Raw genomic sequence first — 12,347 nt, 5'->3', positions numbered from 1 at the left:
GATGGCAAGTGTTATTATGCAATGTTATGGAATCGTTTTTAAATTCCACAACGTCATAATGCTTGTGAATTAAGATAGAGTTCTGAATGTGTTGTTACTAGATAGTCCATTACACCCAATTGTTGTAAGTTTTTAATAGCTCGATCTAATTTTTTCACAGTGGGTTTATGTTTCTTATGAAGGAAGATATACAACGGCTCTTGACCCACAAAAAAGATAGGTTCCATATCAACTAGCTGCTTTTTTTGAAATGCTAATAAAGCTGAAACATTACTGGTAATAACAATGTCAGCACGGTCTTTAAGGACAAAATCAATAGCTTGTTCCAATGAAGTAAGCAGGTGGACATGTGGCATATTGGTAGTGAAATTCATAGACGTTTGAACACCACGCACCACTGCAATATGATATTTTTTGAAATCCTCCACCGAATTAATAATGATGTTTTTCTCTGCTTTCGCATATGCATATGTGTTTACCTTTGCATAGGCAGTAGGGACTTTGATCAGGTTTGGTTTACCGTTACCAAATGAAGCTATTCTTAATAAATTACCATCTTGCCTTCCCATTAAAAGCTCTCTGTTTGCTCTTGCTGCAGGCATTGGTGAAATTATCACATCTATGCCTGCTTGTTTGAATATCGGTAGCGCTACTTGTGTGGCAATTTTTTGTTCTGCAAGACCATCAATACTCGCAATTGATAATCTTGCATTTGCATTTTTTTGGAATAACAAAAACGTTAAAAAACATGTTGTTAAAAACCATGATTTAAAAACTAATTTAAGATTTTCCATACTTGCCTGTTCAGTTTTAACGCTCAGATATCAATCAGTTTAAAAGCATTACAATGGTTGGGACATTGCGTTGTTAAGTGTAATGCTCACTAAGAATAAAAATTCTTGCCTAGTGAATTTTTAGTGCATTTTATCAATTGGGCTATTATTAAATGAAATTATGATTGGTAATATTTTCTAGTAGGTTTTGTAATGATAAACCCTAATTTGCTAAGAACGTTTTGTACCCTTGTAGAACAGAAACATTTTACGCGAACAGCGCAAATATTGTGCATTACGCAATCAGGCGTTAGTCAGCATTTAAGAAAATTAGAAGACCTGCTAGGTGCAAAATTGATTGTACGTGACGAAAAAGGGTTTATTTTAACTGCTTTAGGTCAGCGTACATATGATGAAGCGAAAGGAATTGTTTCTTCACTTTCTAGCTTTAAAGAGAAAGTGAGGTCAGATTCAAAATACTCTGGGGAGGTGAAAGTTATGTCCCCAGGAAGTATTGGACTTGCTTTATATTTAAAGTTGCTTGAAATACAACAAGAGCATGTTGAACTTTATATAAATTATCGCTTTGCTCCAAACGATTTGATCCTGAAATCGGTTGAAGCACAAGAGAGTGATATTGGTTTGCTAACGGTTAAACCAAAAAATAATGCAATGCAGTCCACACTGGTTGCAGAAGAGAAATTAGCACTGGTAACGAGTAAAAAGTATCAGGGTATTGATTGGCAAAACTTGCTTGATTTAGGTTTTATCAATCACCCTGATGGGCAGCACCATGCACACTTGCTACTTTCCAAAAATTTTAAAGAATTCAGTTCAGTACACCAATTTAAGCAAAAAGGCTTTTGTAACCAAATAGGTTTGATCCTTGAGCCTGTTGCAAGAGGTTTAGGTTTTACCGTATTGCCTGAAAATGCAGTAAATAGCTTTCCTAATCAAGCTCAAATTACTAGGCATTCACTTACGCATGAAGTTAATGAGAAAGTTTACTTAGTATCTTATAAGTCAGATAAATTATCCCAACGTGTTCAGTATATTTTAAGTCAAATTGAAACCGTATTGGCAGAAACATACTAACTACACACATCGTTTTCTTTTAATTGACTTATGACGAATTGGTTTCGTCCATTTTCTTTTGCCTGATAGAGATTTTTGTCTGCAATCTTTATAGTGGTATCGAGTGATTTTCTGCCATCATGATAAGTCGCTCCGAGGCTAATAGTGACAGGGATTAATTTACCATCATATTCTATTTTCAACTGGCTTATTTGATATTTTAGTTTAGTAAGAAGATCACATAATTGGCTGTAACACTTGTTTGAAACAATAATAAGAAACTCTTCACCACCAAAGCGAAATAGACGATTTGGTAAGCTAATGGTTTTTGACAACTGGCTGGCTACGGTTTCGAGTACCTTGTCTCCAGCTAAATGGCCAAATTGGTCATTAATTTTTTTAAAGAAATCAATGTCGATTAAAATTAAACAAATGTTTTGCTTATGTTTTAATTCTGCAAGGGCATTTATGTACTCTTCTTTAAGATTACGTCTATTCATACAGCCTGTTAGCGGATCTCTACTTGCAGCCAAAGCTAAGTGTTTATTTAAGCGAGTAAGCTCAATGGTGCGCTCTGCTACTTCTTTCTCAAGAGAGTTATTTAACTTAGCTAATTTTTGGTTGGCTAGTACTTCAGCTGTTACGTCATTTTGTACGGCAAAAAAATAGGCAAGCTGGTCATCTCGATATATTGGCGAAATAGTTAATTCATTCCAATATGGTGTGCCATTGGCATGGTAATTTAAAATCCGCGTTTTAACTGATTTACCTGCATTAAGATGGTCACGCAACGAATTGATTGTGTTTGAGCACGTTTCTGGGCCTTGTAATATTGGACCAAGCGCTTTGTGCTTAATCTCATCTAAAGCATAACCTGTCATTTTTTCAAAAGCGTGATTAACCCATAAGATTGTTCTTTTTGGGTCTGCAATAGCCATACCTACAGATGTTTCAATCATTGCTGTAGCCATAAAATCGAGTTCGAGACGACTTTTTTCTTGCTTTGATACATCATGTACAAAGCCAATTATTTCGCTGACTTCGCCGTATTCATTGATACTTACCTCAGCACTTGAAACAATTGTTTTTAACTCATTTTCAGGAGTCAGTATTCGTAACTGTAGTTGTTGCCACCCTTTACTTAATGAGATCGCTTTAATAATTTGTTCTTTGATTACTGTGGCATCTTCATGATGATAAAAGTCGATTGCTGTTTGAAGTGTTGGACGATAATCATCTTTAGTAACATGATGTATTTTATAAACTTCATCAGACCAGAAAAGGTTGCCCGATAACACATTATATTGCCAGTAACCTATGCTAAGCTCTGCGCTTGCTTGCTTAAATAGTTTAATAATATTAGAGCGTTTTCTGGAGCGAATTTGTTTGTGTGTAACATCATTACATACCAGTAAAAAAGTTTTTTTACCGTTATCGTCAAGTTGTTGTATACGACATTCCACCCACACTTCTTCTTTATGAGTAAGCTTTAGTAACAATGGTGCTTGCGCTTTATTAATATTTGTGATTAAAGCGGTCAGCTTATCAATATATGCTTTATCTACTAGGTCTCTAACATTTCTCTTCGATAAATTGTTATTAACAAGTAGCGAATGCCAATTACTGGAAAACGAAATAATGTTTTGCTGTTCATCAATTACGAGTGTTAGAAAACCAAGCTTCTCTAATAAACAAGTTTCAGTGAGATAATTTAAATGCATGTTTTTGACTTTGACTAAATAAATTTCATTTAAAAATTAGTCTTGAGTACTCGACTCAATAAAGAAAATTAGCTGTTTGGCTGTAGAAATAATACTGTCATCAAATTGATGAATATTAGTGGAAGTCTTATTGATAAATATGACGTTTAACCACTGTGATAAATCGTGAATGAGGGCACTTAAGGATTCAAGGATAAATCGTTCATTCAGTGCAAAGTTGTTTTGCGATAATGAATCTGCAAGCCTTAACAGAGCATCTGAAATTGCTTGAAATTGTTCTAAATGGAAAATGCCATAAGCTAAGTCTTTTAACTCTGTTGTTAAATTTACCAGCGAGCAGGCACTATTTGAATGTAATGCAAGTTCTAGGTTTGTATCGCAATCAGTCAGAATGCTTGATAACTCAGTAAAATCAATGTTTCGCTTCAAAGAGGTTTGTTTTAATGGCTGATTTTCTTGAATATTTAACTCAAGTTTATCTTTCGTTAAAGGCCCGCTTTTTGATTCAAGAATTTTATTTAATGCATGCTTAAAATTGATTGATTCACTTTTTGCTAGTTTTTCAAAAAAGTGTTTTATAGAACTTAAATCACGCTGAATTGAAATAAAGCATAACAATTGACCTGCGCTGTCATAAACAGGTGATATTTTCCATTCAACAAAATATTCTAATCCTTTTTTGCAATAATTAACTGTAGAGCCATGAAAGGGAGAACCTTTTGATAAAGTCTCTTTAAGGCGTTGTTTTATTAAACTACTCGTTTTAGGCCCTTGTAAAATACGTGGAGTATTATCAATAAGTTCTTGCTCACTGTAACCAGTTAAACGCGTCATTGCAGGGTTTGTAAAAAGAATTTTGGGGTTAGATACATCAGGAGACGTGATTACAACGCCATCAAAGCTGAAATAAAACAAGGATTTGGCAACTTCTAAAATGCTATCTAACGAATTTGATTGTAAAAGGTTGCTGTTAAACATTGTTTTTCAAATCTCCTAAAAATTAGTTTGTATTAATCTGATGTGTAAAAAAATATCTTAAGGGGTTAAGGAGGAGGAAATTTAATCTAATTATTACTTTCAGTGAAATTATAAATTCTAATTAGAGTTATTACTCTAGGTAATAATATATAACTGTTAAATTTATTTTGGCTAGTTATTTTTTACTGGTTTTGGTGTTTGATGTTTTGGTTTATACAGTGGCGACATCGCTTATTTTAACCAATTCAAAGAGGAAACATTCAGCAATTTAGGCTTCTAATAATCTTATTATTCCAATTGAAAATAAGTACATACCTGTAATTCCACAAGTATAGTTTTTATTAAAGCCATATTTTTTAAAAGATTAATAAATTTTTAAATCAGTTTGAAGCGTGTAACTAATTTAGATAAATCGTTAGCATCGTTATATGTCTGACTTGATACTTCTTCATTTTGTTTTGACACAGTAAAGCTTACTAATGTGTTCTCGGACAATTTAGTTAAGTTTTCACTAATATCGTTGGCAACTTGAGATTGCTCTTCGGTCGCTGTTGCAGTTTGTATTGCAACATCTGAAACTTTCTGACAGGCAGCTGCAATTTCATCTAACGCCTTAAGTGTGCCAGATGCAAGCTCAACCGTGGTTTTACTTGCATCGCTTCCAACATTGATTGAAGAAACGGCTTGTTTAACTCCAGAATGAAGAGATTCAATGATCTGTTGAATATTTTGGGTTGATTCTTGGGTTCTACTTGCTAATGTTCTAACCTCATCAGCGACAACAGCAAACCCTCTACCTTGCTCACCAGCTCGAGCAGCTTCTATAGCTGCATTAAGTGCTAGTAAATTAGTTTGTTCGGCAATGCCTCGAATAACATCAACTACTGAAGCAATCTCGTCAGACTTTTCAGAAAGTTTTGCGATGACATTGGCTGCATCTTCAATGGTGACAGACAAATTTTCAATTTCTTTCACACTATTATTGGTAATCTCAATACCTTCTCTTGTTAGGGTATTCACTTGTTCTAATTCTGTTGTGGTTAGCTGTGCATTATGCGCAACATCCTTGATGGCATATGACATTTCATTTACTGCAGTAACAATAATTTCAACACTTTCAGATTGTTGTTGATTATTTATCGTTACTTTTTCAACTCCTTGGTTTAGGGACTCTACGCCTTCAATAACTTTGCTAGATTGATTTAATATGGTGCCGATTAACCCACCAAGATCCGAGACTAGTTGATCAAAATCGTTGGCAACTTGTCCTACTTCATCTGCTCTTTTTGAATTTATTCTTCGGGTCAAGTCACCATCACCACTATTTAGCATTTTAATTTGCTTTGATAGTTCGATTAAAGCATTGGCTAATGCTTTTGGGCCCATAAAACCTACTACTAAGGTGATAATTATAATCAGTGCACTAATCACCATAAGCACAGTTTGTTGACTTTCTACATGGTCAATTGTTTGTTTACTAACGAGCGAGCTTTTGTTATCGGCAGCTTCTCCAGCTTTGTCATAAAATTCTCTCAAGCTTTCAAATAAATTGAGCGCCTGAGTTTCACTTAATTCTTTTGCTTCATCGTATTTATTTTCTTTTATCAGTGCAAAGATCTTATTCGATGTAGTCAACCATTTGTTATAGGTAGCTTGGAATCCATTGATTGAAGAAATAATATCTGGATAGCTACTCATGAGCTGTTGATAATTGTTCATTCTATCAAGCGCTTGTTGCGCATTCTCATCGAAGGTTGCTTTTTGTTCTGAGTAATTAACTCGGCTGTTGATATCGAGTGCTAAAAGGTTTGCTACCCGAGCTTGATATAAGTCTCTGTCGGCATTTATTACGGCTGAAATCGCAGGGTTGAATGTATTGCCGAGCATCATAAGTGCATTTTTGGTTTTTGAGATAAGTAAAGAGTTTAAAATAATAAAAATGACAAATATTAGAGCAACACTACAAAATAAGCTGGTATATCTAATTCGAATCGACTGAAAATTCATAACTAGCACCTGAGACTTTTCTTTAACTATAGATGAAAACTGCGAAATTAATCAGGCAAGGGGTGTATTTTCTGTATTTCAGAACAGTTCATAAATACAAAGGTAAAAATTCCTTTTGTGAAGGTTAAAATGAAACAGTTAACCCAAGCACAATGCGTCTTTCAGCTTGCGGTAAACGTGAGTTATACCAGCCTTGGCTGCCATTCCAAGCCTTTGGATTAGCCTCGTCAAAGCCAATATCATTCAATAAATATAGGTTGACTAATGGGTCGTTTGCATCGGCATCGCGTATGCCTGGGTGGTAGTACTTTTTATCGAATAAATTAGTTACTCGCAAACTTAATGCAATATTTTCAAAGCTAGGGTGTGAAAACTGCATTGCTAAATCAGTTACACCATAGCCTGGAATTTCTTCAAGAGGGTTAGAGTCTATCGTTTCACGCTTATCAATTAACCGCGATTTTAAATTTACATTTATAAAATCATTAGCTTGCCAGTTTAAAATAAGCCAAAGTTTGGTGGTAGCTAAGTCACCAATGGGTGCGGTACCTGTTCGTACTTGGTGTGTAAGATCTATAGCGTCTTCATCTATTTGCAAATAATGAGTGGCATACATATTAAACTGCCATTTGCCAAAGCGAGTGTTATCTAAAGATTTCACAAAATGATAGTCAACACCTGTTACATTTCGCGCGCCAATATTTTCAGCACCACCTAGCGTTGTTACAATGCTATCGGTATTTTTGATGTGGTAAAGCGAAATTAAATGGCGATAATCTTCACCTTGATAAGCGACACTTGATTCAAGGGTACGTGAGCGCTCAGGGCTGAGATTAGGGTCAGCACCTAAGCCACTCCATGCACCATAAAGGTTGCGTGGTGTTGGCTCATGATAAGCTTCACCGTACATAAACTTAATATTCCACTGTTGATGATTGTAAATATACGCACCACGGAACGTCGTTTCACCACCATAAATATTGTTATCGTCATAGCGTAAACCACCACTTAGCATATGCGATGGATTAAACTTGTATTCACCTTGCAAATAAAAACCAAAGTCTCGCCAAATCTCACGATTTGAGTCATCGCTATAAGCGCCTGATGCTGCACTTGGGAGCGTTGGCAATTGTGCTAAAGGTGAAATAGGACCTTCAGCCGATAATACGTAAGAGCGTTGTAAATCTTGATAATCGTATTTAACACCCGTTAAAAACTTAATGGATTCATCAAACTGATAATCAAAATCTTGATTAAATGAAAGTGCATGATTTTTTGTTAGCCAATATTGAAAGTAAGTCATCCGTGCAGATTCATTTGGCGAAAGCAAAGTGCCTCCAACAAGTTGCTCAGTCTCACTGGTATTTGTCACATTCCAAGCTTCTACATCATAGCCATCACCTTTCACGCCATCACTTTGAACATGAAAGCGCGAGCGTGATTCAAGTTTGTCGGACAATTGTGTGGTGTACTTTATGGTGCCACCGTATTGATAAATTGGCCATTTTCCAGAGGCAGGAAGCCTGTCGGAAGGGTAAGTAGCACCGTAGCCATTTTGTTCAAGCAGGTAAAAAGTGGAAAATTCAAGGTTCTCAAATGCAATCAATGCTTCTAAACCCAAACGCTTGGTTTTAGAGCTAAAGTGATCCGTTATAAAGCTGGTATTTTCAATAAATCCGCCCCAAAGGGCCGAGTTATAGTGTTTATCTTGTAGCCAATAGTTATCGTTGTTATTGATGCGGTCGGCGACATCAAATTCTTCATAGTGCACACTAAAACGGGTCGCAAGCGATTCATTTTGGTAGCCAAAACTCATATCAAGGTTGATATCGCCACCATCACTGCCTCTTGAATTGGCAATGAATGTGCTGCCAGATTGTTCGGGTTTTTGTGTAATCACGTTTACAACACCCATAAAGGCATTCGCACCATAAATAACAGAGGCTGGGCCGTAAACAACTTCAATACGTTCAATACTAGTGAGGGGAAAAGAAGCGATTTGTGTCACTTGATTAAAGTACAAGCTGTTGATTGTGACGCCATCCACCATCATTAAAAAGGGCGTACCAATAGTGTAACGGTAGCCACGCATATAGTTTGAAAAAAATGAATCACCGTAGGTGTAAATCATTTCCATGCCAGGTAAATCGAGGAAAATCTCATCAAGGCTCTCGTAGCCACGCTGTTTTATGTCATCTTTGGAAACAACAATTACAGTGGCTGGTGCATCATTAATGCGCTCGCCACGATTAGACGCTGTTGTAATTTCAACTTGGAATAAATCATTTAAGCTTAAATCAAATACATCCTCATACTCAGATGCCACGAGCAAAGGTGCAAAACTAAAGCTGATTAAGGACAATAAACTTCGTTTCATAAAGCGTCAATAAGTTAATTTTCAAAACGTTATTATTATTTTTAAAGTGTAGTTCCTTTTTTAATTTATGTTAAAACCAATTAATAGTGGAGTCGCTTAAATTTAAAAAATGAATACTAAAATTGCCAAATATCAAGAAAGTGATGTAATCAATGCGGTACATTTTGCATATTGTTATAGACTTAAATTAGTGAATCAGTAGGGGTTATCTTTGACAAAACACCAACTTCTGTTATCTGCTCATCGCCGATTTAATCACTTATTAAGCGTATTAGCATTGAGTGCCGACATTCAGCCTTTTTTAGCCACAGTGATTTCCTCTGTGGAAGAGTTTTTGCCTGGTTGTAAAGTGTCTATTTTGACTTTAAATCGCGAAACAAACACCTTACACAGTGGTGCGAATAATAATCTGCCCGATTTCTACAATGACGCAATAGAAGGGGTTGAAATTGGCGAAAACATTGGCAGTTGTGGTGCAGCAGCCTATTTAAATAAAGCCATTATTGTTGAAGACATTAATACCCACCCTAATTGGCAGCCATTTTTGGAACTTACTAAAAAAGCCAATTTACATGCCTGCTGGTCTGTACCGTTTTGTGACTCTCACAGTAATGTGATGGGCACATTTGCTATTTATCATCATCAACCAAAATCCCCAACTGAGATTGAAAGAGAGATTGTAAATGTAGCGTCGTTAATCACTTCTGTCGCAATGGAAAAGCGCGAGCTTGAAGAAAAACTGAGGTTTAGTGCAACGCACGACGAATTAACAGAGCTGTTTAATCGTACTTATCTTAATAGTGTGGGAGATTCGTTTATTTCGTTGTGTTTAAGAAACAATTTAAATTGCTCAATATTATTTATTGATTTAAATAAATTTAAACGTGTAAACGATATGTTTGGCCACAAAAAAGGAGATTCGCTACTGAGTCAAATTGCCAAGATTATTCAAAAGCAAACTCGCTCTAGTGATATCGCGGCGCGTTTTGGTGGCGATGAATTTATAATTATCATGGAAAATTCTAATGACCGCGATGGCAAAACGGTTGCCAAACGTATTCAAAAATCTATTCTTGAATCTATCTCTGATGAAATACTGGCATTAGATTTCGGCGTGAGCATTGGGGTGGCGATGTTAAATAATCAACAACAAACTCTCAATCAACTGATTAACGCTGCTGATCAAGCTATGTATACTGCAAAACGCAATAATTTAGGTGTTTATTGTAAATAAAAAAACTGCCAATGTAGCAAGTGAGGCAAGATAATAAAAAGTTATTCACTAAAAGCTTCCTTTTATAAAGTTCTTTTCTTAACTTCACTCTCAATTCACCAAATATGTCTCTCGGTTGTTTTTTCTTCTTTTCATTCAATTAGTGGTTACTTCAAACGGGTTGATTGAATGGACAAGTCAGGGCTTTATCACTATACCTAAATAAGCGAAAAGTAACTCATGTAAGTTAATGATATTATCTTTTTACGGTACGCGCGGCTCAATTCCAACGCCAGGGCCTAAAACAGTCAAGTATGGTGGTAATACAGCATGTGCTGTTATTAGCCAAGGTGATGAGTTTGTGATCTTAGACTCGGGCACCGGCATTCGCGTTTTTGGTGATGAGTTAATTAAGGACCAGCGTCCTATCAATATTCTGCTGACCCATCACCACTGGGATCATATTCAAGGCTTCCCATTTTTTGCTCCCATTTATCAAAAGGGTCGGGAAATTAATATATACATTCCTGAGACTTCTCCTCGCCATGATAACGCCATTTTATCGCAAATGGATGAGAGCTATTTCCCTGTAAATTACCGCCAATTGCCTTCAAATATTACGTTAAAAAAAATTAACCAAGCGAAATTTGATGTTGCTGGGTTTTCGATTAAGTGTTTTCCAATTAACCACCCAAATAATGGGCTGGCGTATATTGTCTCACGCGACCAAAAACAAATAGCTTACGTAACCGATAATGAGCTATTTCCAGAAATCCATCAAACCACCGATTATGAGCAGTTACTTACTGTTTTAAACGATATTGATGTATTAATTCACGATGGTCAGTATCTCGATTTTGAACTCTATGAAAAGCATGACTGGGGTCACTCCAGTGTGGAACAAGCGTTATTGTTGGCAGAGCAGTGCAAAGCTAAAAAGACGTTTATTTACAGTCATGCACCTGAACGTACGGATGATGAAATAGATGCATGTTACGAGCGACTAAGTAAGTTAATGCCAACGACTAATTTTGATTTTGCCAAAGAAGGGTTGCAGTTTGATCTTTCACTTTTGAAGGAACTGTGAGTATGCCTAGTTTAGATAGAGCAAGCGCTCTTAAACAATTACTCGAGTTAAGCTACCGCCTTTCAATTGAACGCGATACCACAAAGTTACTTGAAGACATCTTATTGTCAGCCAAATCACTGTGTCATGCTGATGCCGGCACAATCTATTCGCTAAAAGAAAATGACCTACACTTTGAAACCGTTATTAATGATTCCTTGGAATTATATCTTGGCGGTAGCTCTAAAAATGAAATCACATTTTCGCCTATCCCACTTTATAACGATGATGGTACTGAAAATGAAAATGCGTTGGTAACATTGGCATCGCTCACCAAAGAAACCATTCATATACCCGATGTGTATAGCTGCACACGCTACCCTTTGACCCAAGCAAAAAAAGTAGACGCGCAAACGGGATATCATACTACTACTGTGCTCACGGTGCCGATGTTAAATCATGAGGGTGATGTAAATGGTGTGATGCAGTTAATTAACCCAATGGAAAACGGTGAAATTAGCCAGTTTGATGTTGTTAAAATTGATTTGGTCGAAGCTCTTGCATCGCTTGCAGCGGTTGCCATGACTAATCAGGCTTTGATAGATAACATGGAGCAGCTGTTTCGATCATTTGCTGAACTTATCGCGCAAGCAATTGATGAAAAATCACCTTATACCGGCGCGCATTGCCGAAGAGTACCCGAACTTACAATGATGTTGGCGCATGCAGTTAACGATGTTTCATATGGGCCATTTGCAGATTTTGAGATGACAGAGCAAGAAAAATACGCGCTCAATGTTGCTGGGTGGCTTCACGATTGCGGCAAAATTGCCACACCCGAATACATTATGGATAAGGCCACAAAGCTCGAAACTGTTTACGATCGTATTGGTTTAATTAATACCCGTTTTGATGTTATTGAAAAAGAAATAGAAATTGCTTATTTACGTAATCAACTAAGTGAGCAAGCGTATCAAGAACAACTGCAAATGCTTGCACGCGACAGAAGTTTTTTAGCCATTGTGAATATTGGCGGTGAATTTCTCGCTGATGAACAATGCGAAAAACTAGCCCAAATCGCCGAACGTTACCAATACAATACTGCCTTAGGACCGGTGAAACTTCTTAATGACGAAGA

The 12,347-nt window shown here is 36.5% G+C and carries 9 protein-coding genes; 4 read left to right on the top strand and 5 right to left on the bottom strand.

Features of this window, described 5'->3' with window-relative positions; all coding sequences use genetic code 11:
* Positions 1–53 precede the first annotated feature (53 nt).
* Entirely contained in the window at positions 54–794 is a 741-nt protein-coding gene (locus tag ON073_RS07330) for a substrate-binding periplasmic protein (protein WP_274761225.1), read from the bottom strand.
* Positions 795–986: 192 nt separating this feature from the next.
* Between ON073_RS07330 and ON073_RS07325 the strand changes: the two genes are divergently transcribed.
* Positions 987–1,868 carry a LysR family transcriptional regulator gene (locus ON073_RS07325; protein WP_274761224.1) on the top strand — a complete coding sequence of 294 codons (882 nt, stop codon included), beginning with the start codon at positions 987–989 and terminating at the stop codon, positions 1,866–1,868.
* Here ON073_RS07325 and ON073_RS07320 read toward each other — a convergent pair.
* From ON073_RS07320 to ON073_RS07305, 4 genes are all read right to left on the bottom strand, one after another.
* A complete protein-coding gene (locus tag ON073_RS07320) occupies positions 1,865–3,568 on the bottom strand; it encodes a GGDEF domain-containing protein (RefSeq protein WP_274761223.1) in 1,704 nt (567 codons plus the stop codon). The two genes, ON073_RS07325 and ON073_RS07320, sit on opposite strands and share 4 nt — an antisense overlap.
* A 36-nt stretch (positions 3,569–3,604) precedes the next feature.
* Positions 3,605–4,546: a PAS domain-containing protein gene (locus ON073_RS07315; protein WP_274761222.1), complete on the bottom strand. Its 942-nt coding sequence runs from the start codon at positions 4,544–4,546 to the stop codon at positions 3,605–3,607.
* 375 nt (positions 4,547–4,921) lie between these two features.
* Positions 4,922–6,553 carry a methyl-accepting chemotaxis protein gene (locus ON073_RS07310; RefSeq protein ID WP_274761221.1) on the bottom strand — a complete coding sequence of 544 codons (1,632 nt, stop codon included), beginning with the start codon at positions 6,551–6,553 and terminating at the stop codon, positions 4,922–4,924.
* Between the two features lie 124 nt (positions 6,554–6,677).
* Positions 6,678–8,930 (bottom strand): TonB-dependent receptor plug domain-containing protein, encoded by a 2,253-nt coding sequence (locus tag ON073_RS07305; RefSeq protein ID WP_274761220.1) that lies wholly within the window; start codon positions 8,928–8,930, stop codon positions 6,678–6,680.
* A 211-nt stretch (positions 8,931–9,141) separates the two neighbouring features.
* Here ON073_RS07305 and ON073_RS07300 point away from each other — a divergent pair, with 211 nt between their 5' ends.
* The 3 genes from ON073_RS07300 to ON073_RS07290 form a co-directional block, all read left to right on the top strand.
* On the top strand, positions 9,142–10,164 hold the full coding sequence (locus ON073_RS07300) for a sensor domain-containing diguanylate cyclase (protein WP_274761219.1): 1,023 nt from the start codon (positions 9,142–9,144) through the stop codon (positions 10,162–10,164).
* 229 nt (positions 10,165–10,393) lie between these two features.
* Positions 10,394–11,230, top strand: a complete 837-nt coding sequence (locus tag ON073_RS07295; RefSeq protein WP_274761218.1) for an MBL fold metallo-hydrolase — start codon at positions 10,394–10,396, stop codon at positions 11,228–11,230.
* Positions 11,231–11,232: 2 nt separating this feature from the next.
* Positions 11,233–12,347: HD family phosphohydrolase (locus ON073_RS07290; RefSeq protein ID WP_274761217.1), on the top strand; the 1,115-nt coding region annotated here is incomplete at its 3' end.

Origin of the sequence: Pseudoalteromonas sp. G4 (assembly GCF_028875915.1) — a bacterium.
In the GTDB taxonomy this organism is placed as follows: Bacteria; Pseudomonadota; Gammaproteobacteria; order Enterobacterales; family Alteromonadaceae; genus Pseudoalteromonas.
The sequence above is the reverse complement of the archived record's forward strand: the minus strand, read 5'-3'. Positions and strand labels throughout refer to the sequence as shown.